The following is a 21,818-nucleotide window of genomic DNA, read 5'->3' on the forward strand; positions in this document are numbered from 1 at the left end:
GATGCGCAAGGTATTGATCTGTTTTGCCTTTATTTTAGGCAGCGCGGCACAGGCCGAAGAGGTGGTGATCGCCGCCCTTGGCGACAGTCTGACCCAAGGCTATGGCCTGCCCGCCGAAGAGGGATTCGTGCCGCAATTGCAGGCGTGGCTGGATGCCGAAGGCGTTGAGGCGAAAATCGTCAATGCGGGTGTTTCGGGCGATACGACCGCAGGCGGCCGGGCGCGCGTGGATTGGACCCTGACGCCCGAAGTCGACGCGATGATCGTGACGCTCGGGGGTAATGACATGCTGCGCGGGCTGGACCCGGCGCAGGCGCGCGGCAACATTGGTGACATTCTTGCGGCGGCAAAGCGCGCCGAGGTTGAGGTGCTGCTGGTCGGCATGTCGGCACCGGGCAATTACGGCGCGGGGTATAAGGCCGATTTCGAAGCGCTCTATCCCGACTTGGCCGCAGCCCATGGAACGCAGTTCTACCCGGATTTCTTTACCGGACTTCTGGCCGAGGAAAAGGGCGCGGCCAGCGCGCGGAGCGAGACGGTGCAGCGCTATTTTCAAGGGGATGGTATCCATCCCAATGCCGAAGGCGTGGCGCTGATCGTGGAGGATATTGGCCCGGCGGTGGCCAAGCTTGCCGCACAGGCCGCAGAGACCCGCTAACAAAAAACGGACGCCGCAGCGTCCGTTTCGATCATCGAAATGTGGCCCGGTCAGGCCAGCGCGATGTTGCTCGCGCTTTCGCGGCCATCACGGCCTGCTTCGACATCAAAGGTAACCTTTTGATTGTCGGCAAGCCCGGTCAGGCCTGCGCGCTCTACTGCGGAAATATGGACAAAGATGTCTTTGCCGCCGCTGTCCGGCGCGATGAAGCCGTAGCCTTTTGTCGTGTTGAACCATTTGACGGTGCCAGTAGCCATGACCCGTGTCTCCCTCTGTCTGATCTGCCCGCAACATGCGGCAGCGCGGCTCGGTCGAATTCGTGATCGCTGGAGCCTTAGGGCAGCCGGGTCGAAAAGTCTTCGCGTCGCAGTTGTGATATTGGAATCTCTATTTTTAAAATCAAGGATTTTTACGGGGCGGCATGGGGCAAGCAAGGAAGCGCCCATGAAATATAACCTGCCTGTTACAAAACTGGCAGGTGTCACGGGTTTCTCGGGAAGTCGCGCTTTTCAAAAATTTACCAGTTGATAAAAAAATGATTCCGTGTGAGCATTTTCAAAACACCAAGAAAACGACAGGGATTTTGATATGGCACGAGATGTCTTTGAGCCGGGGATCGTTCCGGGGCGGTTAGAGCCGCAGAACTACGCAGAGGGGTTTTCGGATCTCCATCCACCCTTGGATGAACATGAGGCTCTGGTCGCGGCGGACCGCTGTTACTTCTGCCATGACGCACCTTGCATGACGGCCTGTCCGACCGACATCGACATTCCGCTGTTCATTCGCCAGATCGCCACCGGCACGCCCGATGCGGCGGCCAAGACGATCCTCAGCCAGAACATCCTTGGCGGCATGTGTGCGCGGGTCTGCCCGACCGAAACGCTCTGCGAGGAGGTCTGTGTGCGCGAGGTGGCCGAGGGCAAGCCGGTGTTGATCGGCCAGTTGCAGCGCTATGCGACGGACCATCTGCAGGCCCAAGATGTGCATCCTTTTGAGCGTGCGGCCGTGACGGGCAAACGTGTCGCTGTGGTTGGTGCGGGTCCGGCGGGTCTGTCCTGCGCCCACCGTCTGGCGATGCTGGGCCATGAGGTCGAAATCCTTGATGCACGGCCCAAGCCCGGCGGGCTCAACGAATATGGCATCGCTGCTTACAAAACGCCGAACGGCTTTGCGCAGGCTGAGGTGGATTGGCTGATGCAAATCGGTGGGATTTCCTTCCGCCATGAGGTCGCCGTGGGGCGGGATGTCACGCTTGAGGAATTGAAGACCGACTATGACGCGGTTTTCCTCGGCATGGGGCTGGTGGGCGTCAATGCGCTTGGGGCCGAAGGCGAGGATAAGGCCGGGGTCGCCAATGCGGTCGATTTCATCTCTGAACTGCGCCAGTCGGGCGACATGTCAGGCGTGCCGATTGGCCGCGACGTGGTGGTCATCGGCGGCGGCATGACGGCAGTCGATGCCGCGGTGCAGGCGAAACTGCTGGGCGCGCTGAACGTGACACTGGTCTACCGCCGTGGGCGGGACCGGATGAACGCGAGTGTGTTCGAGCAAGACCTCGCGGCCTCCAAAGGGGTGCGGATCGTGACCCATGCGGTGCCGATCGCGGTCCATGGCAATGGCTCGGTGCGCGAGATCGAGTTTGAATATGTCGACGATGCGATGAAGGGCACCGGCCAAACCCTGCGTCTGCAGGCGGATCAGGTGTTCAAGGCCATCGGTCAGACGCTGTTGGGCGACGGGCTGCCCGAACTCGACGGGCGCAAGATCAAGGTCGACGGCACCGGGCGCACCAGTCTGGATGGCGTTTGGGCCGGGGGCGATTGCGCCAGCGGTGGTGATGACCTCACCGTGACCGCCGTGGCCGAGGGCCGCGACGCGGCGATGGACATTCACACCACATTGATGGGGGCGGCGGGCTGAGGCCGCGCCGAGAGGGAGACATAACATGGCAGATCTGAGAAGCGAATTCATCGGGATCAAATCCCCCAACCCGTTCTGGCTGGCCTCGGCGCCGCCGACGGACAAGGAATACAACGTGCGCCGCGCCTATGAGGCGGGCTGGGGCGGGGTGGTCTGGAAGACCCTCGGCATGGAAGGCCCGCCCGTGGTTAACGTCAATGGCCCGCGCTACGGCGCGATCTATGGCGCGGATCGGCGGCTGCTGGGGCTGAACAACATCGAGTTGATCACCGACCGCCCGCTGGAAGTGAACCTGCGCGAGATGAAGGCGGTGAAACGCGACTACCCGGATCGGGCGCTGATTGCCTCGATCATGGTGCCTTGCGAGGAGGAAGCGTGGAAAGCGATCCTGCCGCATGTGGAAGAAACCGGGGCCGACGGGATTGAGCTGAACTTCGGTTGCCCCCATGGCATGGCCGAGCGCGGCATGGGGTCCGCCGTGGGGCAGGTGCCGGAATATATCGAGATGGTCACCCGCTGGTGCAAGATGTACACGCGGATGCCGGTGATCGTGAAGCTGACGCCGAACATCACCAATGTGCTCTACCCCGCCGAGGCCGCCAAGCGCGGTGGCGCGGATGCGGTGAGCCTGATCAACACGATCAATTCGATCACCTCGGTCGATCTGGACCTCTTTGCGCCAGAACCGATGATCGACGGCAAGGGCACCCATGGCGGCTATTGCGGCCCGGCGGTGAAGCCGATCGCGCTCAACATGGTGGCCGAGATTGCGCGTAATCCTGAGACCCACGGCCTGCCGATCAGCGGCATCGGTGGCGTCACCACATGGCGCGACGCGGCGGAGTTTCTGGCCCTCGGCGCGGGCAACGTGCAGGTCTGCACGGCGGCGATGACCTATGGCTTCAAGGTGGTCCAAGAGATGATCTCGGGCCTGTCGGAGTATATGGACGAGAAGGGCATGACCTCGGTCGATGAGCTTGTGGGCCGCGCGGTGCCGAATGTTACCGACTGGAACCAGTTGAACCTGAACTATGTCGCCAAGGCGAAGATCGATCAGGATTTGTGCATCTCTTGTGGCCGCTGTTTTGCCGCCTGCGAGGATACCAGCCACCAAGCCATCGCCATGTCCGAGGACCGCACCTTTACCGTGATCGAAGAAGAATGCGTGGCCTGTAACCTTTGCGTCAATGTGTGTCCTGTCGAAGACTGTATCTCAATGGAAGAATTGGCCGTGGGTGCCACCGACCTGCGCACTGGCAAGACGGTGACGCCGGACTACGCCAACTGGACCACGCACCCCAACAACCCCTCTGCCAAAGCGGTTGAACCGGCAGAGTAAGTCAAGGCCGCCGCCCCGCGTTCAGGAGTTTCTCCGCGACGGGGCGGCGGTTTCGGCAGATGGCTGCGGGACCGTCCGTGCCAGATCGCGCCGCGCTGCAATCACTGCCATGGCCGCATCCCGCGCCATCTCTTCGCGCGGGATCGGTCGCGTGATCGCCGCTTCATCAGACCCCTTTGCATTCAGTCCCTTCGCATTCCGCGCAGCCCCTGCGCCGTTAAAATCGCCTACATTCATCACTGCCCCTCTAACTACTAAGGAGCCCACACCCGCAGGCAGATTGCGGCGGAAATGTTAATGGGGGATTAAACGCGGTCCATCTCTGGCGGTATGGTTAACCGTTTGCCGATGGCTCCGGCAGGTCCAAAAGCGCGCCAAACATCGCCTGAAGATGCGCCTGCGCGCGGGGGCGGGGATCGGTCTCGGGTCCGAGCAGAATTTGCGCCTGCGCCTCGAAATCCGCGTAGTGCTGCGTTGTGGCCCAGATGGAGAAAATCAGATGTTGCGGGTCCAGCGGGGGCAGTTTACCCGCTGCCACCCATCCCGCGATCACGGCGCATTTCTCGTCGAACAGGGGTTTGAGGTGGCGCTTCAACTCTGGCTCGATCCGCGGCGCGCCTTGCAGGATTTCATTGGCGAAAAGACGGCTCTCGCGCGGCAGTTCGCGCGACATGGTCAGCTTGCGTTCGACATAGTCCAAAATCTCGCGCCGGGGGTCGCCTTCGGGGTCCAGTTCCACCAGTGGGTCGAGCCATGTTTCCATCAGCTGCGACAGCAAAGTGACGTGAATGTCTTCTTTGCCATTGAAGTAATAGAGAATATTCGGTTTGCTCAGCCCAGCCTCGGCGGCGATCTGATCCAGCGTGGCACCCCGGTAGCCATGTTTGGAAAAGACTTCGAGCGCGGCATCCAGAATCACCCGGCGGTTGCGTCTTTGGATGCGGCTGGGTTTTTTGGCGGTGCTTTCGGGCAAGGCAATGATCCTTGGTGCTGCTAAAAAAGGCGTTTGCCGGGTCGGCGGTGGGTTGTTTCAAACCAGTTCTTGACAGAGCCTAACCTAATCGCAATCGTGGATTTACCAAATGGTAAAAAAACAACACGGCCCAAGCCGATGACAGAGGAGTGACCTATGCCCGCGCCCGGAGAGAACCTCAAGATTGATCCCGACCGTCTGTGGGATTCCTTGATGGAAATGGCCAAGATCGGCCCCGGCGTGGCGGGGGGGAATAACCGTCAGACGCTGACCGACGAAGATGCCGAAGGCCGCGCCCTGTTCCAGAAGTGGTGCGAAGATGCGGGCTGCACCATGGGGCTCGACCAGATGGGCAATATGTTCGCCCAGCGGGAGGGCACCGATCCCGATGCGCTGCCGGTCTATGTGGGCAGCCACCTCGACACCCAGCCCACGGGCGGGAAATACGATGGCATCCTTGGCGTGCTCGGCGGGTTGGAGATCATCCGCACGATGAACGATCTGGGGATCAAGACCAAACACCCGATCGTCGTGACCAACTTCACCAACGAAGAAGGCACCCGTTACGCCCCCGCGATGCTGTCGTCGGGGGTTTTTGCTGGCATTCACACGCAGGACTGGGCTTACGCGCGCACCGACGCCGAGGGTAAGAGCTTTGGCGATGAGTTGCAGCGCATCGGCTGGAAGGGCGACGAGGAAGTGGGCGCGCGCAAGATGCATGCCTTCTTCGAATTGCACATCGAACAGGGCCCGATCCTAGAGGCCGAGGGCAAGGATATCGGCGTTGTGACCCACGGTCAGGGCCTGAGCTGGACGCAGGTGACGATCACCGGCAAGGATAGCCACACCGGCTCCACCCCGATGCCGATGCGCCGGGATGCCGGTCTTGGAATGGCGCGGGTGTTGGAGAAGGTGAACGAGATCGCGCTCAGCCACGCGCCCCATGCAGTGGGGGCGGCAGGCCATATCGAAGTCTACCCGAACTCGCGCAACGTGATTCCGGGCAAGACGGTCTTTACCGTCGATTTCCGGTCGCCCGAACTGGCCGTGATCGAGGATATGGAGGCCCGTCTGCGCGACGAGGGCCAAAAGATCGCCGATGATATGGACATGCAGATCGAGTTTGAAAAGGTCGGCGGTTTCGACCCCGTGGCCTTTGATGATGGCTGTGTCACGGCTGTGCGCAATGCCGCCGAGCGGTTGGGCTATAGCCATATGAACTTGATTTCGGGCGCGGGGCATGACGCCTGCTGGATCAACCGGGTGGCGCCCACGGCGATGGTGATGTGCCCCTGTGTCGATGGTCTGAGCCACAACGAGGCTGAAGAGATCACCAAGGATTGGGCCAAGGCGGGGGCGGATGTGCTGCTCCATGCGGTGCTGGAGACAGCGGAAATAGAGGGCTGAACACGCGGGCGGAGGTCTGGGGTGCTGCCCCGGCCCCCCGACGTGAATTGCCAGAAAAGATGGGGAGAAGAAGATGAGCAAGGTAATCAAGGGTGGCATGGTTTGCACGGCGGACCGGACATGGAAAGCCGATGTCCTGATTGAGGGCGAGAAGATCAAGCAGATCGGTGAAGACCTGAAGGGCGACGAATATATCGATGCCGAGGGCGCCTATGTGATCCCCGGCGGGATCGACCCGCATACGCATCTGGAGATGCCCTTTATGGGCACTACGGCGGCTGAGACCTTTGAGAGCGGCACATGGGCCGCGGCGGTGGGCGGCACCACGATGGTAGTGGACTTCTGTCTGCCCGGCGCCGATGGCAGCATCAAGAACGCGATCAACGAGTGGCACCGCAAATCCGCGCCGCAGATCTGCAGCGACATCGGCTATCACATGGCGATCACCGGCTGGGACGAAAACGTCTTTAACGAGATGAAAGACGCGGTCGACATGGGGGTGAACAGCTTTAAGCACTTCATGGCCTACAAAGGCGCGTTGATGATCGAAGATGACGAAATGTTCGCCTCCTTCAAGCGCTGTGCGGAACTCGGCGCGCTGCCGATGGTCCATGCCGAGAACGGCGATCTGGTGGCCGAGCTGCAGCAGAAGTATTTCGATCAAGGCATCACCGGGCCAGAAGGCCACGCCTATTCCCGTCCGCCTGAGTTGGAAGGCGAAGCAGCAAACCGCGCGATCACCATCGCTGATACCGCCGGCGTGCCCCTGTATATCGTGCACGTCTCTTGCGAGCAGACCCATGAGGCGATCCGCCGTGCGCGGCAAAAGGGGATGCGGGTTTATGGCGAGCCGCTGATCCAGTTCCTGACGCTGGATGAGTCCGAGTATTTCAACAAAGATTGGGACCACGCCGCGCGGCGCGTCATGTCGCCGCCGTTCCGCTCGAAAGACCACCAAGACAGCCTTTGGGCCGGCTTGCAGGCGGGCAGTTTGCAGGTGGTGGCGACGGATCACGCGGCGTTCAGCACCGAGCAGAAGCGTGCAGGCCGCGATGATTTCCGGATCATTCCCAACGGCTCAAACGGACTGGAAGAGCGTCTGGCCGTGCTTTGGACCGAAGGGGTAGAGACGGGGCGGCTTACGCCCAACGAATTCGTCGCTGCGACCTCGACCAATATCGCCAAGATCCTCAATATCTATCCGCAGAAGGGTGCGATCGTCGAAGGGGCGGATGCCGATATCGTGGTCTGGGATCCGAAGATCACCAAGACGATCAGCCCTGCGAACCACCACTCCATCCTTGATTACAACGTCTTTGAAGGGTTCGAGGTCAAGGCGCAGAGCCGCTATACCCTCAGCCGCGGTGAGGTGATCTGGGCTTGGGGTCAAAACAGCCAGCCGCAGCCGGGACGTGGGCGTTTCGTGCCGCGCCCAGCCTTCCCAAGCGCCAATGTCGCGCTCAGCAAGTGGAAGGAGATCAACAGCCCCAAGATGATCAAGCGCGATCCGCTGAACATTCCGGCGGGGATCTGAGCGATGTAAAGCCGCCACGACAATCAGGTAAAGTGCCGCGCTAAAAGCGGCCGACCAACAGGGAAGTAAAATTTGTGAATGACAGCCAGAGCGTGATCAGCGCCAGCAATCTAGATCTGACCTTTCAAACCAACGACGGGCCGGTTCATGCGTTGAAAGACGTGAACCTTGATATCCACAAGGGGGATTTCGTCAGCTTTATCGGCCCCTCGGGCTGCGGGAAGACGACCTTCTTGCGGGTGATGGCCGACCTTGAGCAGCCCACGGGCGGCACCGTGACCATCAACGGTGTCTCGCCCGAGGAGGCGCGCAAATCGCGGGCCTACGGCTACGTCTTTCAGGCGGCGGGGCTCTATCCGTGGCGCACCATCGGCGGCAATATCCGGCTGCCGCTTGAGATCATGGGCATTCCCCGTGCTGAGCAGGCCGAACGGGTGCAGCGCGTGCTGGAACTGGTGGAACTCAGCGGGTTTGAAAAGAAATTCCCTTGGCAATTGTCGGGCGGGATGCAACAGCGCGCTTCCATCGCGCGGGCGCTGTCGTTCGACGCCGATATCTTGCTGATGGACGAACCCTTTGGCGCGTTGGATGAGATCGTGCGTGACCACCTCAACGAGCAACTGCTGAAGCTCTGGGCCCGGACGGAAAAGACCATTGCCTTCGTCACCCACTCGATCCCTGAGGCGGTCTATCTCAGCACCAAGATCGTGGTGATGAGCCCGCGGCCCGGTAGGATCGCGGATGTGATCGAAAGCCCGCTGCCGCGTGAACGCCCCTTGGAAATCCGCGAGACGCCAGAGTTCCTTGAGATCGCGCATCGCGTCCGTGAGGGGCTGCGCGCCGGGCATGGGGACGATTGATGCGTAACATTATCCCCGTTCTTACGGTCGTGGGGCTGTTGATTGTCGTTTGGTATGGCGCTGCTGTCGCGCTTAACGCGCAATGGGCGCGGGATGTGGCGGCGCGGGCGGACAAGACGCTGACATTCTCGGAATTGGTGGCCGATACGTGGTCGCAGGACAAGCCCAAGCTGCCCGCACCGCATCAGGTGGGGGCCGAACTGTGGGAGACCACGGTGATGAAGAAGGTCACGTCGAAACGCTCGCTTGTCTATCACACATGGGTCACCTTCAGCGCGACCTTCCTTGGCTTTGTCATGGGCACAGCGCTTGGCACGCTGTTGGCGGTGGGGATCGTGTTTAACCGCACGATGGACATGTCGGTGATGCCTTGGGTGATTGCCAGTCAGACCATTCCGATTCTCGCCATCGCGCCAATGATCATCGTGGTTTTGAATGCTGTGGGCCTCTCGGGCCTGCTGCCCAAGGCGATCATCAGCATGTATCTGTCGTTCTTCCCGGTGGTCGTGGGCATGGTCAAAGGACTCCGCAGCCCGGATCAGATGCAGTTGGACCAGATGCGGACATGGAACGCGAGCGGGTGGCAGACCTTTTGGAAATTGCGGTTACCGTCTTCGATGCCGTATTTCTTCACCTCGCTGAAAGTCGGTGTCGCGGCATCGCTGGTGGGGGCGATCGTGGGTGAGATGCCAACGGGCGCTGTGGCAGGCCTCGGCGCGCGTCTGCTGGCGGGCAGCTACTACGGCCAGACGGTGCAAATCTGGAGCGCGCTTCTTATGGCGGCGGCCTTGGCGGCGGTGATGGTTGGGCTGATCGGACTGATCCAGAGGCTTACGCTGAAACGGATGGGAATGGCATGATGGGCTGGGTTCTTTTCGCCATCGTCGCTTGGCTGGTCGGTCTGTCAATTAACGTCTGGCTGGCGCGGCAAAAACCGTCCCGCTGGGCGGCGCTCGCTTCGCCGGTTGTCTTCGGTCTGACGCTCATCGCTGTCTGGGAAGGCGTGGTGCGGGGCTTTGACATCAACCAAGTCCTGCTGCCTGCACCTTCGGTGATTGCTGCGCGGTTTGCAACGTCGCTGGACATCCTCTGGGTCGACTTTGTGCAGACCGTTATCAAAGGCGCGCTGAGCGGTTATATCATCGGCTGCGGCGCGGCGTTCCTGACGGCGCTGGCGATCGACCGCTTCCCTTTTCTGCAACGCGGGCTTTTGCCGGTGGGCAACTTCGTGGCCGCGCTGCCGATCATCGGCATGGCGCCGATCATGGTGATGTGGTTCGGTTTTGGCTGGCAGTCCAAGGCGGCGATTGTCGTGGTCATGGTGTTCTTTCCGATGCTGGTGAACACGGTGCAGGGCTTGCAAGCCAGTGACGCCATGCAGCGCGACTTGATGCGGACCTATGCCGCCGGTTATTGGCGCACGCTTTTGAAACTGCGGCTGCCTGCGGCGATGCCTTTTGTCTTCAACGGGTTAAAGATCGGCACCACCCTTGCCCTGATCGGCGCCATCGTTGCTGAATTCTTCGGCTCTCCGGTGCTGGGCATGGGCTTTCGCATCTCCACCTCGGTTGGGCAGCTTGCGCTTGATCTGGTCTGGGCCGAGATTGTTGTCGCGGCAATAGCCGGATCGGCGTTCTATGGTATCATGGCCCTTATCGAAGGACGGGTGACCTTTTGGCACCCCAGCCAGAGGAACTAAAGACGACCAACCAACAGGGAGATAAAAATGAAAACCATCACGAAGATCGCAGCCGGGGCCGCCTTGGGCCTTTGGGGGGGCGTGGCGCAGGCCGCCGACGACCTGACGCTGCAGCTCAAATGGGTCACGCAGGCCCAGTTCGCGGGCTATTACGTCGCCAAGGACAAGGGCTTTTACGAGGAAGAGGGGCTGGACGTCACGATCAAGCCCGGCGGGCCGGACATCGCGCCGGTGCAGGTGCTTCTGGGCGGTGGGGCCGACGTGATGGTCGACTGGCTGCCCTCGGCGCTGGCCGCGCGCGAAAAGGGCGCGCCGATTGTGAACATCGCCCAGCCTTTCGCGAAATCCGGCCTGATGCTGACCTGTCTCAAAGAGCATGGCATCGAAAGCCCCGAGGATTTCCCCGGCAATACACTCGGCACATGGTTCTTCGGGAACGAGATTCCGCTGATGAGCTGGATGGGCAAGCTGGGCTATGCCACCGATGGTTCCGACGGTGGGGTGACGATCCAAAAGATCAACTTCAACGTCGACCCGCTGCTGCAAAAGCAGGTCGAATGCGCCACCACAATGACCTACAACGAATATTGGCAGGTGATCGACGCGGGGCTGACGCCCGAGGATCTGGTGGTCTTCAAATATGAGGATGAAGGCATTTCGACGCTGGAAGACGGGCTATATACCACCGAGGAAAACCTTGCGGATCCTGAGATGGTCGACAAGCTGGCGCGTTTCGTGCGGGCCTCAATGAAAGGCTGGAAATACGCCGAGGAGAATGTCGAGGAAGCCGCCGACATCGTGCTGGAAAACGACCAGACCGGCGCCCAGACCGAGAAGCACCAGACCCGCATGATGGGCGAGATCGCCAAACTGACCGAGGGCAGCGATGGCCGCTTGGACGAAGCCGCGTTTGACCGCAGTGCGGAGATTACCATGGAAGGTGGTATGATCACCAAAGCGCCCGAGGGGGCTTGGACCCATGACATTACGGATAAAGCGCTTCAGTAAGCTTTGACGTCTACGATGAGGGGAGGGGCTGGCGCTGCGCTGGCCCTTTTTCGTTTGTGCGACGTTCCCAAGTGGCCCCACGGCCCGGCATCAAGCCGCAGGCGCCGGGCCATCGCCTGCCCGTCCCGGCGGGTAGGCGATTTGGCGAGCGTTACTCTGCGCTTTCCGCCGCACATCAAATCTGCGCCATAAAGTGGCATTGCCTGCTGTTGTGATCGCCTCCCCACGGGCAGACGTTGGCCCTTGGAACCGGGGCCGATGGGGGCGGTAAAGGCCAGCGCAAGGCTCAGCCCTTATTCTCCTCTAGGCTGGCCTTAGAGCACCGTGACCTTCGTCCCAATCGGCACACGCTGATAGAGATCGATCACATGTTCGTTTAGCATCCGAATGCAGCCGTTAGAAACCGACCGTCCGATGGAGTTCGGCTGCGTGGTGCCGTGAATGCGGAAAAAGGTGTCTCGCCCGTTCTGGAACAGGTAGAGCGCCCGCGCGCCCAAGGGGTTGCCGGGGCCGCCGGGCTGGGCGTCGGTGTTGCCGATGAAACGTTTGTAGGTCTGCGGCTCGCGTTCGATCATCTCATTGGTCGGGCGCCATGTGGGCCATTCTTTTTTGACGTCGATGGTGGCGGTGCCGGTGAATTCCAAACCCGCTTTGCCGACGCCCACGCCATAGCGCATCGCTTGGCCCGGGGCGGTTACGAAATAGAGGTAATGACTGCGCGGCAGGATCAGCAATTGACCGGGCGCATATTGCGCTTTCATCGGCACCATCTGCGGGGCGGCACTGTAGGCGGCGGTGCGCGCCTGCGCCATCAGGGGGAGGGCGGCTGCGGCCACGGTGCTGGTCAGAAAACTACGGCGGCGCATGGCAGGCTCCATCAATCTATTGCTGTTTCGCTCTGCATTTTGCCACGGGGGCGCATTTTAGCAAGGCTGGACATAAAAAAACCGACCTGCCGGTATCAGCAGGTCGGTCAAATTCTTGCATCAGGGCCGAGGCCCCCGGCCATTAGGCCAGCGCGAGGTTGGTCGCGGATTCACGGCCGTCACGGCCTGCTTCGATGTCGAAGGTCACTTTCTGGTTGTCGGCCAGGCCGGTCAGGCCAGCGCGCTCAACAGCGGAAATGTGCACGAAAACGTCTTTGCTGCCGCCATCGGGAGCAATGAAGCCGAAGCCTTTAGTTGTGTTGAACCATTTTACGGTGCCAGTGGCCATATCCGTAGTCTCCATATTTATGCCATCCGCGTTGGTGCGATGGCCCGGCGTGGTTGGTCTGGATCGATAGACTGAGCGCCGTATGAGGGAGACAGTGGGTCGAAAAAGATAACGTCTGCACCGTCTATATTGCATCAGGAGGGGATTCGTTCAAGGGGCATCGCATTTTGGGGCCACAACAGGTCTGCGCTGTAGCGGATTTCGGCAAATTATCGCCACGAAGTTTCGTGTTCCCCATATTTTGCGGGGAGCGGCCCCGAATGCGCTGTCCCGAGTTTGCCTAAAACTGGTCTCATTACTGCCCGGCATAGGTGGTTTTTTGTGAGAAAGCCCCAAGTGCGCCTGCCAGCGCCCCCCTCATGTGGAGTAATGAGACATGATGCGTATCCTTGCCGTAGACGATGACCCGGTCATTCTTGACCTGCTTACAGGTTGCCTGACCGAGAATGACAATTACGAGCTGACCTGTTGCGAAAGCTCGGAAGAGGCGCTTGAGATCATGCAGGAATCGAACCAACCGTTCGATTCCTTCCTGCTTGATATCATGATGCCCGGCATCAACGGGATCAGCCTGTGTGAGATGATCCGCGATGTGCCTTTCTACCGCGCCGTGCCGATAATCATGATCACCGCCAGCAAAGAACCTGCGATGATGCAGCGGGCCTTTGATGCGGGGGCCACCGATTTCCTCTGCAAGCCTTTGGATGGTGTTGAGCTCAGCGCGCGGATCAATGCCGCCAGCATGCTCAATGCCTCGCTGCTGCGCGAACGTGAGGCGCAGCATACGCTGAGCGAGTTGACGCAGATGATGCAGATCCGCTTTGACGAGGATTTCGATCTCGATGTCTCGGCCTGTAGCAACGTCTCCGAGCTTGAGAATTACCTGCTGCGCCTGCCGAGCGGCTGTTTTTCGATGAGCCTCTTTTCGATCTCAGTCGAGGGTGCGCGCGGCATTTATCGCGCGGTCAAAGCCCCTGCCTTCCGTCGCCAGATGGAGCAGGTGGCCCGCGCCTCGGTGCATTCGCTGGAGGGCATGCGCTTTCATTTGGCCTATGCAGGCAGTGGGCGTTTCATCGGGGTGGTGATGAGCCGCGCCCGGTTGAACACCGCCTCGATGGCCGATCGCACGCGCGAGCATCTGGAAAAGAATTGGGACGGCAAAGGTATGAACGGCGGGCTGGCCCCGTCCTTGCAAGTGCATTCGGTCACCGAGCAGCGCCTCTGGTCGGGTCTTTCGGCCAGCAACAAGCTGCGTGAGTATCTGCAAAGCTGGGATCCGCTGCACGGTCTGGCGCGGCATGATGAGGACAACCTCTTTGCCCAGCTGGAAACGGCGATCGACGAAGAACGCTGAGGGCTCTGCTCGTCCTCAGCTTTGTGACGCGCCCGTTCTACCGAGAGGTGGGGCGGGCGTTTCGCGTTCTGGCGATGCCCCGCGTGTCACCGGGCGGGACCGATTCTGCGCTGTGCAAAAGAAAAGGGCGCCGGCAATCCGACGCCCTCCAAATCGCTAATCCGCAATGCTTACCGCGCGAATTTCTTGTGCTTCAGGCGCTTCGGCTCAAGCGCATCAGCACCCAAACGGCGTTTCTTATCTTCTTCGTAGTCTTCAAAGTTGCCTTCGAACCATTCCACATGCGCTTCGCCTTCAAAGGCAAGGATGTGGGTACAGATACGGTCGAGGAAGAAACGGTCGTGCGAGATGACCACGGCACAGCCCGCGAAATCCACCAGCGCGTCTTCGAGCGCGCGGAGGGTTTCCACGTCCAAGTCGTTGGTCGGTTCATCGAGCAGCAGCACATTGCCGCCCTCTTTGAGCAGCCGCGCCATGTGCACGCGGTTGCGTTCACCGCCCGACAGGAGGCCCACTTTCTTCTGCTGGTCGCCGCCCTTGAAGTTGAACGACGAGCAATAGGCACGACTGTTCACTTCGGCATCGCCGAGTTTAATCACCTCGGCTCCGCCGGTGATTGCCTGCCAGACGGTGTCGTCATGGTTCAGGTCGTCGCGGGACTGATCGACATAGGATAGCTCGACTGTGTCGCCGTACTCAATGGAGCCTGCATCGGGCGTTTCATGGCCGGTGAGCATCTTGAACAGCGTGGATTTACCCGCGCCGTTGGGGCCGATCACACCAACGATACCACCCGGCGGCAGCGAGAAGTCGAGCCCGTCGATCAGCTGCTTGTCGCCCATGTGCTTTTTCAGGCCTTCGACCTCGATCACCTTGTTGCCAAGGCGCGGGCCGTTGGGGATGACGATCTGGGCGCGGCTGAGTTTTTCGCGCTCGGAGGTTTCGGCCATCTCGTTATAGGCCGCGATCCGCGCTTTGGATTTGGCCTGACGTGCTTTGGCACCTTGGCGCATCCACTCAAGTTCGCGCTCAAGCGTCTTTTGCTTGGATTTGTCTTCGCGGGCCTCTTGGCTCAGGCGCTTGGCTTTCTGCTCCAGCCAATCGGAATAGTTGCCCTCGTAAGGGATGCCGCGGCCACGGTCCAATTCGAGGATCCAGCTGGTGATGTCATCAAGGAAATAACGGTCGTGGGTGACGGCAAGGATCGTGCCTTTGTAGTCGATCAGGTGCTGTTGCAGCCATGCGATGGTCTCGGCGTCGAGGTGGTTGGTCGGTTCGTCCAAGAGCAGCATGTCGGGCGCTTCGAGCAGCAGTTTGCACAGCGCCACGCGGCGCGCTTCACCGCCCGAGAGGTTTTCGGGCATCGCGTCATCGGGCGGGCAGCGCAGCGCTTCCATCGATACGTCGATCTGGCTGTCGAGATCCCAAAGGTCTTGGGCGTCGATGTCGTCTTGCAGCTTGGCCATCTCTTCAGCGGTCTCGTCGCTGTAGTTCATCGCCAGTTCATTGTAGCGGTCCAGAATGGCCTTTTTCCCGGCCACGCCCTCCATGACGTTCTCGCGCACGGTCTTGGTCGGGTCGAGCTTGGGTTCCTGCGGCAGGTAGCCGACCTTGGCGCCCTCGGCGGCCCATGCCTCGCCGGTGAAATCCTTGTCGAGCCCGGCCATGATCTTGAGCAGGGTGGATTTACCCGCGCCGTTGACGCCAACGACACCGATCTTCACGCCGGGCAGGAAGTTCAGGTGGATGTTTTCGAATGTCTTCTTGCCCCCGGGATAGGTCTTGGAGACGCCGGACATGTGATAGACGTATTGATAGGCAGCCATTTGGAGAATCCTCGAAACGCGATTTGGGGTTTGCAGTGCAATATCGCCCGGGCAGGGCAAGATCAAACACTCTATACGCCGCAGGGCTGTCGACCGCCGGTGTCGCAAGAGGCGCGTCTCGCGCCGCGTGCCTCAGGCGGGCGATGCGGGCTATTGGATGGTTTTACAACGGTTTGGCAGGCGATCTGTGCAGTTGGGAAGCGAAATGCGGTCGACTTTTCTGCGCTTTTCGCGCTAGGATTCTTGCAATCTACGATTGGGCGGCGATTTTCGGCCATCGTGGAGTAGGCAGGCTGAAAGCGGTGCCCACCATTCGCGGTGCATCGACTGGCAGTCATAAAAACAGGGAAATACTCATGTCAAAATCCACAATCGTTGTGGGTCTGGACGGTTCGGAGGCCGGCGCGCGTGCTTTGGCCTTCGCTCAGGCTCAGGCCAAACAGATCGGGGATTGTTCGATCACGGTTTGCTTCGTGATCGAATGGTCGCCTTTCACTTTTCAGACCAAGGAAGAGAACGAGCAGCGCCACATGCGGCGCGAGCAGGAGTTGCAGCGCGCGCATGATGTGGTGCTTGATCCGGCAGTGGCAGAGGCCAAAGCCTCGGGCGTGGAGGTCGAAGGGATCGTGCGGCACGGTGATGTGGCCGATATCCTTGAAGGTGTCGCCAAGAAGCGCGGTGCGCTTCAGATTGTTGTCGGTCGGGTCGGTGAGCGCGGGCTCAAGCGGCTCTTTGGTGGGGTGACAGGCCGATTGGTCGCAGGCTCCAGCGTGCCGGTCACGATCATTCCCTGAAAGGATAAGCCATGAACAAGTTATTTACCTATGTGATGGCGGTATTTGCGTCATTGCTGCCGAGCTTTGCCGCCGCGCAAGAGGCTGTCGGCTTCGACGAGCGTATCAACCAGATTTTCGCAGATTACACCGGTTGGTATGTCTCCTTCATCTTTGCCCCGCTGCCGGGCACGAATTTCTCTTGGATCGCGCTGTGGCTGGTCGTGGGGGCGGTGGTCTTTACCGTCTATTTCGGTGCCATTCAGGTCAAAGGCTTCTGGCATTCGATCCAACTGGTGCGGGGCGATTACTCTGATCCGGATGACGCGGGCGAGGTCAGCCACTTTCAGGCGCTTGCAACCGCGCTGTCGGGCACCGTGGGTCTGGGCAACATCGCGGGCGTGGCCGTGGCTGTCAGCATTGGCGGGCCGGGGGCGACATTCTGGATGGTGGTTGCGGGCCTTTTCGGCATGGCGACCAAGTTCACCGAATGTACGCTGGGCGTGAAATACCGTAATGAGTTTCCCGACGGCCATGTTTCAGGCGGGCCGATGTATTACATCGTCAAAGGCTTCGCCGAGCGCGGCCTGCCGCTGGGTGGGTTCATGGCGGTGCTGTTCTCGATCTTCACCATTCTGGGCGCGCTCGGCGGGGGCAATATGTTCCAGGCCAACCAAGCCCATGCGCAGCTTGCGGGCGTGCTGGGGGATTACCCGGGCTGGATCACCGGTGTGATCCTTGCCGGTGTGACCTTTGCCGTGATCGCAGGTGGTCTGAAGTCCATTGCGCGGGTGACCGAGAAGATCGTGCCCTTCATGGGTGTCTTCTATGTGCTGGTGTCGGTGCTGATCCTCATCATCAATTGGGATATGATCGGCTGGGCCTTTGGACAGATCTTCATGGGTGCCTTTACTGGTCTCGGCGTTGTCGGCGGCTTTACCGGCGCGCTGATCCAAGGCTTCCGCCGTGCGGCGTTCTCAAACGAAGCGGGCATCGGCTCGGCTGCCATTGCCCACTCCGCGGTGCGTACCAAAGAGCCGGTGACCGAGGGCTACGTCGCGCTGTTGGAGCCCTTCATCGACACGGTGGTGATCTGCACCATGACGGCTTTGGTCATCGTGATCAGCGGCGTGCTGAACCAAGACCCGGAAACCGGGCTCTACATCTGGAACGCCGAAGCGGGCCGGATCGCGACCGAAGGTGAAGTCAGCGGCGTGGCCCTGACCTCGGCGGCCTATGCGCGGGCCTTCTCGTGGTTCCCGGTTCTGCTGATGATCGCAGTGGTACTCTTTGCCTTCTCGACCATGATCAGCTGGTCCTACTACGGCCTCAAGGCTTGGACCTATCTGTTCGGCGAGGGGGCGGTGAAGGAGTTGATCTTTAAGATCATCTTCTGCGTCTTCATCGTGATCGGTGCGGCGGCGAGCCTTGGGCCGGTGATCGACTTTAGCGATGCGATGCTCTTCTCGATGGCGATCGTGAACATCATCGCGCTCTACTTCCTGATGCCGATCGTGAAGCGCGAGCTGAACAGCTATGTCGCGCGGCTGCGCTCGGGTGAGATCGTGAAGCACAAGTAAGCGCTTTGCATTGACAAAGGGCAGCAATGCCCCTCCTTTGGCCCCTGATTTCCGATCGGGGGCCATTTTCTTGCGCAATACCATGCCATTCGCTGCCAAGGGCCAAGTTATCGGCCTGTTGGGCGGGTCGTTTGATCCGGCGCATGAGGGGCATGCGCATATCACCCGCGAGGCGTTGAAACGGTTCGGGCTGGACCGCGTCTGGTGGCTGCTTAGCCCCGGCAACCCGCTGAAAGACCACGGGCCAGCGCCCATGGCGCAGCGCAAGGCGCGGGCGCAGGCGGTGATGGAACACCCGAGGGTCGAGATCACGGACATCGAAGCGCAGCTTGGCACCCGTTACACGGCTCAGACGCTGGCGGCGCTGCGGCGGCGCTATCCCGGCGTGCGGTTCGTCTGGCTAATGGGGGCCGATAACCTTGCGCAGTTTCATCTGTGGCAAGACTGGCGGCAGATCATGGAGACAGTGCCGGTCGGTGTGCTTGCCCGACCCGGCCAGCGCATCTCGGCCCGGATGAGCCGGGCGGCGGCGCTTTATGCGCCTTACCGGATCGCGGGGCGGAACAGCCAGCTTTTGGGCCATGCCACGGCGCCTGCGTGGTGTTTCGTGAATGTGCCGATGGTCGATGTGTCGTCAACCGCGCTGCGGGCCGCCGGGGGTTGGCGCTCAGCGTAGCCGGGCCGAGGTGATGCCAGCGGTGATGATCACCGCAAGCCCCGCCCATGTCAGCGCGTCGGGCAGGGTGCTAAACAGGAACAGACCCAGCAGCACCGCCGCGATCAGTTGGAAATAGACCAAAGGTGCCAGCCGCGTCGCAGGCGCGCGGCGATAGGCATAGAGCAGCAGCAGATTACCCAACATGGAAAACAGCGCGCTTGCGGTCGCCAGCCCCGCAACGGGCAGGGTGGCTTGGGGCAGGTTCATCAGGCCCAGGGGCAGCAGCATCACCGCGCTCATCGCCAGTTGGGTGAAGGTCAGCGCAAGGGGCGGTGCCAGATCAGAAAGCCAGCGCGACATGGTGAGAAAGACGCCGTAGAACAGCCCCGCCGCCACAGCGAAGAGCAGCCCCGGCCCGCCCGTGCCACCCCCCATGCCGGGGCGTACGACCAGCAGCACACCGAAAAACCCGAGTAAGATTAGCGCACTGCGTAGCAGGGTGATGCGTTCGCGCAAGAACAGTGCGGCCAATAGGTAGCTAACCATCGGTCCGATAAAGAAGGCGGCAAAGACATTGGCAATCGCCTCGGTCTGGAGCGCGGTTTGAATGCAGGTGATCCCCGCCGCCAGCGTCGCGGCGCGCAGCCAGAGCCGCCAGTCGCGCATCAGGCCCCAAGTGCCACGCGGCAGGAACGGCAGCACCATCAGCGCGCCGATGGCAAAGCGCGACCACGCCACAAAAACCGGTGCCACGCCCATCCCCGAGGTCAAAATCTTGCCCGCGCTGTCCCCTGCGGGGATCAGTGACATGGCGATAAACATGATCGGAATAGCGCGTTGCATGACGTCGGGGTAGCAGGTCGGCGGTTTTGTGCAACCGCGAAAGGCCCCCTGTTGTCAGACAGGTTGTGGCCGAACGCCGCATGGGGTTTATATCAAGCCCATGAGCCAGAGTTTTACACGACGCATTTTCCTTGGAACGGCTGCCGCTGCGATGGTGGCGGCCTCTGCTTGGGCCGAGTCCCCGACCACTTCGTTGCGCCCCATGGGGCGTAATGACGACCTGTATAAACAGGCCATTCCTAACGTTTCCGAGATCATCGCAGACAGCGGGATCAGCGGCACGGTAGCCTTTGCCGTGGTCGATGTCGAAACCGGCATCTGGCTGGAGGCGTCCAACGCCACCGATGGCATTCCGCCGGCCAGCAGCATTAAGGCGATCACCGCGCTTTATGCGCTGGACCAACTGGGCCCTGATCACGTTTTCGAGACGCGGTTGCTGGCGACCGGCGGTGTGGTCAATGGCGAGGTGCAGGGCGATCTGATCCTCGTTGGCGGGGGTGACCCGACACTCGACAGCGACGATCTGGGCCAGATGGCCGAAGAGTTGAAAGAGGCGGGCATCATTGGCGTAAAGGGCACGTTCAAGGTCTATGAGGGCGCATTTCCCGCGACCTTTGCGATTGACCCCGAACAGCCCGACCATGTGGGCTATAACCCCGGCGTTTCGGGCATCGCGCTGAATTACAACCGGGTGCATTTCGAATGGAAACGCAGTGGCGGTGGTTATGACGTGACGATGGAGGGCCGCGCGGGGCGTTATGCGCCTGCGGTGCGCGCCGCGACGATGGAAGTCGTCGATCGAAGCGGGCCGGTTTACACCTACGAGAACCGCCCCGACCGCGATGTCTGGACCGTGGCAAAGAGCGCCTTGGGCTCGGGCGGCGCGCGTTGGCTGCCGATCCGGCGGCCCGGCGTCTATGCGGGCGATATTTTCGCGACGATTGCCCGCAGCCACGGCATCAAGTTGGGCGATGCGGAACTGGCCGAAGCGCTGCCCGAAGGGGAGACCCTCGTCACCCATCGCAGCGCCAAGTTGCGGCCGATCCTGAAGGACATGCTGGAATACTCCACTAACCTCACGGCAGAGATGGTCGGCTTGGCCGCCAGCGCCAAGCGGCTGGGAACGGTGCCCAGCCTGCGTGCCTCGGCGGCAGAGATGAACAAATGGGCGGTCGAGGAACTGGGCATGGAAAACCCGGCGATGATCGACCACTCGGGCCTTGGCGATGACAGCAAGATGACCGTGCATGACATGGCCGGGGGGCTGGCGCGCATTCACGGCACCGGGCTGCGGCCTATTCTGAAGCCGGTCTATCTGCGCGATGACCGGGGCCGTCCAGAGCGGAACAATCCGATCAAGATCGACGCGAAGACCGGGACGCTGAACTTTGTTTCGGCGCTGGCTGGTTTTTTGACCACGCCCGAAGATCGGGTTCTGGCCTTTGCGATCCTGACCGCGAACACCGATGAACGCGCCAAGATCAGCCGGGCGGAACGGGAGCGTCCGCCGGGGGCGAGGACTTGGAACGGGCGGGCCAAACGTGTGCAGCGTGGCCTGCTGGAGCGTTGGGGGTTGCTGTATAACGTGGCCGTGAAACCTGAGCCGGAAGCCGCAGCCGAGCCTGAAACGCAGACGGCCCCCGAGCCTGACGCTGAGGGCGAGGCAGAGCAGGAAGCCGTGCTGGAAGAGTCCTAACCCGCGCTTAGGTCAGGTGCCGTGCCCGCGCGCCGCGCTCGATCGCGGCGGCGTGGAGCCGGTCAATGTTGAGCTCATAGCGGATTTCTTCGAGCAGGCGCAGTTCGGCTTCGTCGAGCGTGCCATCGGCGGCGGCCACGTCGCAGGCCAGCGCATAGGCCGTTTCATGCAGGCGTTCGGGCAGCGCTTCGCGGATCAGGCCAAAGAGGGCATCCAGCCCGTCTTCTTGTTCAAACAGGTCAAAGACCGTCTTGCTGATCGTCGCGACGCGGTCGTTGTCGTAGCCCGAGAACACCGGCAGCAGGTTCAGCGCGGATTCGATTTTGACCAGTTCGGCGGTGCGAATGTCTTCGTCCGAGGCCGAGACCGCGATCATCAGCGCGACAAGGCTGTCTTGGGCGCTGAGCGAGAGGGAAGATGTGTCGGGCATCGGGAAATCCTTTGAACAGGTATGTTGCAGCGCAGAATATTGACC

The 21,818-nt window shown here is 61.0% G+C and carries 22 protein-coding genes; 14 read left to right on the plus strand and 8 right to left on the minus strand.

Annotated features, from left to right (window positions below; genetic code table 11):
* Position 1: 1 nt before the first annotated feature.
* Entirely contained in the window at positions 2 to 658 is a 657-nt protein-coding gene (locus A3722_RS22305; protein ID WP_067623365.1) for an arylesterase, read from the plus strand.
* A gap of 50 nt (positions 659 to 708) precedes the next feature.
* Here A3722_RS22305 and A3722_RS22310 read toward each other — a convergent pair whose 3' ends face one another.
* Positions 709 to 915, minus strand: a complete 207-nt coding sequence (locus tag A3722_RS22310) for a cold-shock protein (protein WP_067623368.1) — start codon at positions 913 to 915, stop codon at positions 709 to 711.
* A gap of 331 nt (positions 916 to 1,246) precedes the next feature.
* Here A3722_RS22310 and A3722_RS22315 point away from each other — a divergent pair, with 331 nt between their 5' ends.
* Positions 1,247 to 2,578, plus strand: a complete 1,332-nt coding sequence (locus A3722_RS22315) for an NAD(P)-dependent oxidoreductase (protein ID WP_067623371.1) — start codon at positions 1,247 to 1,249, stop codon at positions 2,576 to 2,578.
* A gap of 25 nt (positions 2,579 to 2,603) precedes the next feature.
* Positions 2,604 to 3,917 carry an NAD-dependent dihydropyrimidine dehydrogenase subunit PreA gene (gene preA / locus A3722_RS22320; RefSeq protein ID WP_067623374.1) on the plus strand — a complete coding sequence of 438 codons (1,314 nt, stop codon included), beginning with the start codon at positions 2,604 to 2,606 and terminating at the stop codon, positions 3,915 to 3,917.
* Positions 3,918 to 3,938: 21 nt separating this feature from the next.
* On the opposite strand, the gene A3722_RS22325 is transcribed toward preA, so the two are convergent.
* Both A3722_RS22325 and A3722_RS22330 read right to left on the minus strand, forming a co-directional pair.
* The gene (locus tag A3722_RS22325) at positions 3,939 to 4,154 is read right to left on the minus strand and encodes a hypothetical protein (protein WP_067623378.1); all 216 of its coding nucleotides are present in this window, start codon (positions 4,152 to 4,154) and stop codon (positions 3,939 to 3,941) included.
* 97 nt (positions 4,155 to 4,251) lie between these two features.
* Positions 4,252 to 4,890: a TetR family transcriptional regulator C-terminal domain-containing protein gene (locus tag A3722_RS22330; protein WP_067623381.1), complete on the minus strand. Its 639-nt coding sequence runs from the start codon at positions 4,888 to 4,890 to the stop codon at positions 4,252 to 4,254.
* Positions 4,891 to 5,046: 156 nt separating this feature from the next.
* On the opposite strand from A3722_RS22330, the gene A3722_RS22335 reads away from it, so the two are divergent.
* From A3722_RS22335 to A3722_RS22360, 6 genes are all read left to right on the plus strand, one after another.
* Complete coding sequence (locus A3722_RS22335) at positions 5,047 to 6,297, plus strand: Zn-dependent hydrolase (protein WP_067623384.1); 1,251 nt, start codon at positions 5,047 to 5,049, stop codon at positions 6,295 to 6,297.
* 73 nt (positions 6,298 to 6,370) lie between these two features.
* A complete protein-coding gene (gene hydA, locus A3722_RS22340) occupies positions 6,371 to 7,831 on the plus strand; it encodes a dihydropyrimidinase (RefSeq protein ID WP_067623387.1) in 1,461 nt (486 codons plus the stop codon).
* 74 nt (positions 7,832 to 7,905) lie between these two features.
* Positions 7,906 to 8,691 (plus strand): ABC transporter ATP-binding protein, encoded by a 786-nt coding sequence (locus tag A3722_RS22345; protein WP_067623392.1) that lies wholly within the window; start codon positions 7,906 to 7,908, stop codon positions 8,689 to 8,691.
* Entirely contained in the window at positions 8,691 to 9,551 is an 861-nt protein-coding gene (locus A3722_RS22350) for an ABC transporter permease (protein WP_201722095.1), read from the plus strand. Before A3722_RS22345 ends, A3722_RS22350 begins: the two co-directional genes overlap by 1 nt.
* The gene (locus A3722_RS22355; RefSeq protein ID WP_067623417.1) at positions 9,551 to 10,390 is read left to right on the plus strand and encodes an ABC transporter permease; all 840 of its coding nucleotides are present in this window, start codon (positions 9,551 to 9,553) and stop codon (positions 10,388 to 10,390) included. Before A3722_RS22350 ends, A3722_RS22355 begins: the two co-directional genes overlap by 1 nt.
* A gap of 27 nt (positions 10,391 to 10,417) precedes the next feature.
* Positions 10,418 to 11,398 carry an ABC transporter substrate-binding protein gene (locus A3722_RS22360; protein WP_067623398.1) on the plus strand — a complete coding sequence of 327 codons (981 nt, stop codon included), beginning with the start codon at positions 10,418 to 10,420 and terminating at the stop codon, positions 11,396 to 11,398.
* A gap of 314 nt (positions 11,399 to 11,712) precedes the next feature.
* Here A3722_RS22360 and A3722_RS22365 read toward each other — a convergent pair whose 3' ends face one another.
* Complete coding sequence (locus tag A3722_RS22365; RefSeq protein ID WP_067623420.1) at positions 11,713 to 12,264, minus strand: L,D-transpeptidase; 552 nt, start codon at positions 12,262 to 12,264, stop codon at positions 11,713 to 11,715.
* A gap of 142 nt (positions 12,265 to 12,406) precedes the next feature.
* A complete protein-coding gene (locus A3722_RS22370) occupies positions 12,407 to 12,613 on the minus strand; it encodes a cold-shock protein (protein ID WP_067265226.1) in 207 nt (68 codons plus the stop codon).
* 376 nt (positions 12,614 to 12,989) lie between these two features.
* On the opposite strand from A3722_RS22370, the gene A3722_RS22375 reads away from it, so the two are divergent.
* Positions 12,990 to 13,967 carry a response regulator gene (locus A3722_RS22375; RefSeq protein WP_236627510.1) on the plus strand — a complete coding sequence of 326 codons (978 nt, stop codon included), beginning with the start codon at positions 12,990 to 12,992 and terminating at the stop codon, positions 13,965 to 13,967.
* A gap of 170 nt (positions 13,968 to 14,137) precedes the next feature.
* On the opposite strand, the gene ettA is transcribed toward A3722_RS22375, so the two are convergent.
* Positions 14,138 to 15,793 (minus strand): energy-dependent translational throttle protein EttA, encoded by a 1,656-nt coding sequence (ettA, locus tag A3722_RS22380; protein ID WP_067623402.1) that lies wholly within the window; start codon positions 15,791 to 15,793, stop codon positions 14,138 to 14,140.
* A gap of 356 nt (positions 15,794 to 16,149) precedes the next feature.
* Between ettA and A3722_RS22385 the strand changes: the two genes are divergently transcribed.
* The 3 genes from A3722_RS22385 (at position 16,150) to A3722_RS22395 (ending at position 18,822) form a co-directional block, all read left to right on the plus strand.
* Positions 16,150 to 16,587, plus strand: coding sequence for a universal stress protein (locus A3722_RS22385; RefSeq protein ID WP_067623405.1), 438 nt, complete (start codon positions 16,150 to 16,152; stop codon positions 16,585 to 16,587).
* A gap of 11 nt (positions 16,588 to 16,598) precedes the next feature.
* Entirely contained in the window at positions 16,599 to 18,146 is a 1,548-nt protein-coding gene (locus A3722_RS22390) for an alanine/glycine:cation symporter family protein (RefSeq protein ID WP_067623408.1), read from the plus strand.
* Positions 18,147 to 18,228: 82 nt separating this feature from the next.
* Positions 18,229 to 18,822, plus strand: a complete 594-nt coding sequence (locus tag A3722_RS22395) for a nicotinate-nucleotide adenylyltransferase (RefSeq protein ID WP_067623426.1) — start codon at positions 18,229 to 18,231, stop codon at positions 18,820 to 18,822.
* Here the strand turns inward: A3722_RS22395 and A3722_RS22400 are convergent.
* The gene (locus A3722_RS22400) at positions 18,814 to 19,647 is read right to left on the minus strand and encodes a DMT family transporter (RefSeq protein WP_067916474.1); all 834 of its coding nucleotides are present in this window, start codon (positions 19,645 to 19,647) and stop codon (positions 18,814 to 18,816) included. The genes A3722_RS22395 and A3722_RS22400 overlap by 9 nt on opposite strands.
* A gap of 100 nt (positions 19,648 to 19,747) precedes the next feature.
* Here A3722_RS22400 and dacB point away from each other — a divergent pair, with 100 nt between their 5' ends.
* On the plus strand, positions 19,748 to 21,343 hold the full coding sequence (gene dacB / locus A3722_RS22405; protein WP_236627511.1) for a D-alanyl-D-alanine carboxypeptidase/D-alanyl-D-alanine endopeptidase: 1,596 nt from the start codon (positions 19,748 to 19,750) through the stop codon (positions 21,341 to 21,343).
* Between the two features lie 7 nt (positions 21,344 to 21,350).
* Here the strand turns inward: dacB and A3722_RS22410 are convergent, their stop codons facing one another.
* The gene (locus A3722_RS22410) at positions 21,351 to 21,773 is read right to left on the minus strand and encodes a tellurite resistance TerB family protein (RefSeq protein ID WP_067622015.1); all 423 of its coding nucleotides are present in this window, start codon (positions 21,771 to 21,773) and stop codon (positions 21,351 to 21,353) included.
* Positions 21,774 to 21,818 lie beyond the last annotated feature (45 nt).

The sequence above is a fragment of the Sulfitobacter sp. HI0027 genome (assembly GCF_001634775.1).
Taxonomy (GTDB): Bacteria; Pseudomonadota; Alphaproteobacteria; order Rhodobacterales; family Rhodobacteraceae; genus Sulfitobacter.

What these genes read in the sequence shown, in the direction of transcription:
- dacB (WP_236627511.1), top strand. Translation starts at nt 19,748, where the DNA reads ATGAGCCAGAGTTTTACACGACGCATTTTCCTTGGAACGGCTGCCGCT.
- A3722_RS22390 (WP_067623408.1), top strand. Translation starts at nt 16,599, where the DNA reads ATGAACAAGTTATTTACCTATGTGATGGCGGTATTTGCGTCATTGCTG.
- A3722_RS22315 (WP_067623371.1), top strand. Translation starts at nt 1,247, where the DNA reads ATGGCACGAGATGTCTTTGAGCCGGGGATCGTTCCGGGGCGGTTAGAG.
- preA (WP_067623374.1), top strand. Translation starts at nt 2,604, where the DNA reads ATGGCAGATCTGAGAAGCGAATTCATCGGGATCAAATCCCCCAACCCG.
- A3722_RS22400 (WP_067916474.1), bottom strand. Translation starts at nt 19,647, where the DNA reads ATGCAACGCGCTATTCCGATCATGTTTATCGCCATGTCACTGATCCCC.
- A3722_RS22395 (WP_067623426.1), top strand. Translation starts at nt 18,229, where the DNA reads ATGCCATTCGCTGCCAAGGGCCAAGTTATCGGCCTGTTGGGCGGGTCG.
- A3722_RS22370 (WP_067265226.1), bottom strand. Translation starts at nt 12,613, where the DNA reads ATGGCCACTGGCACCGTAAAATGGTTCAACACAACTAAAGGCTTCGGC.
- A3722_RS22335 (WP_067623384.1), top strand. Translation starts at nt 5,047, where the DNA reads ATGCCCGCGCCCGGAGAGAACCTCAAGATTGATCCCGACCGTCTGTGG.
- A3722_RS22375 (WP_236627510.1), top strand. Translation starts at nt 12,990, where the DNA reads ATGATGCGTATCCTTGCCGTAGACGATGACCCGGTCATTCTTGACCTG.
- hydA (WP_067623387.1), top strand. Translation starts at nt 6,371, where the DNA reads ATGAGCAAGGTAATCAAGGGTGGCATGGTTTGCACGGCGGACCGGACA.
- A3722_RS22350 (WP_201722095.1), top strand. Translation starts at nt 8,691, where the DNA reads ATGCGTAACATTATCCCCGTTCTTACGGTCGTGGGGCTGTTGATTGTC.
- A3722_RS22310 (WP_067623368.1), bottom strand. Translation starts at nt 915, where the DNA reads ATGGCTACTGGCACCGTCAAATGGTTCAACACGACAAAAGGCTACGGC.
- A3722_RS22385 (WP_067623405.1), top strand. Translation starts at nt 16,150, where the DNA reads ATGTCAAAATCCACAATCGTTGTGGGTCTGGACGGTTCGGAGGCCGGC.
- A3722_RS22365 (WP_067623420.1), bottom strand. Translation starts at nt 12,264, where the DNA reads ATGCGCCGCCGTAGTTTTCTGACCAGCACCGTGGCCGCAGCCGCCCTC.
- A3722_RS22360 (WP_067623398.1), top strand. Translation starts at nt 10,418, where the DNA reads ATGAAAACCATCACGAAGATCGCAGCCGGGGCCGCCTTGGGCCTTTGG.
- A3722_RS22410 (WP_067622015.1), bottom strand. Translation starts at nt 21,773, where the DNA reads ATGCCCGACACATCTTCCCTCTCGCTCAGCGCCCAAGACAGCCTTGTC.
- A3722_RS22355 (WP_067623417.1), top strand. Translation starts at nt 9,551, where the DNA reads ATGGGCTGGGTTCTTTTCGCCATCGTCGCTTGGCTGGTCGGTCTGTCA.
- A3722_RS22325 (WP_067623378.1), bottom strand. Translation starts at nt 4,154, where the DNA reads ATGAATGTAGGCGATTTTAACGGCGCAGGGGCTGCGCGGAATGCGAAG.
- A3722_RS22305 (WP_067623365.1), top strand. Translation starts at nt 2, where the DNA reads ATGCGCAAGGTATTGATCTGTTTTGCCTTTATTTTAGGCAGCGCGGCA.
- ettA (WP_067623402.1), bottom strand. Translation starts at nt 15,793, where the DNA reads ATGGCTGCCTATCAATACGTCTATCACATGTCCGGCGTCTCCAAGACC.